Consider the following 386-nt stretch of genomic DNA (forward strand, 5'->3'; position numbering starts at 1 on the left):
CGCCCGTGCCGACCGCGGTCAGCACGATCGCGGGCACGGCTTCCTTCACCCGGTGCCCGTTGAGCACGTCGCGGGCCATCGGCACCGGACGGTCGTCGGACGGCATGAGGAGCCATCCCAGGCCGTACAGCAGGACGCCGAGGCCGCCGAACAGCGCGACCGCGGCGAGGACGACGCGGAAGATCACCGGGTCGACGCCGAAGTGGCGTCCCAGGCCCCCGGCGACGCCGGCGACCACACGGTCGTGGGTGTCGCGGGTCAGCGGCGGGGTGCCGCCGTCCGCACCCGGCGGCGGCGGGGTCTGCGTGGATGTCGAGGTCGGGTCGCTCATGGGATCCATCGTGTCGGCCTCGCGCGGGCGCGCCTATCAGGAAGGCCCCGGGGAG

Annotated in this window: 1 protein-coding gene; it reads right to left on the reverse strand. The window is 74.9% G+C overall.

Annotated features, from left to right (window positions below):
- On the reverse strand, positions 1 to 331 hold a 331-nt coding region (locus AC1DSF_RS31270; protein ID WP_478184192.1), incomplete at its 3' end, for a PspC domain-containing protein.
- Between the last annotated feature and the right edge of the window lie 55 nt (positions 332 to 386).

Source organism: Variovorax sp. 01N429, from assembly GCF_056399425.1.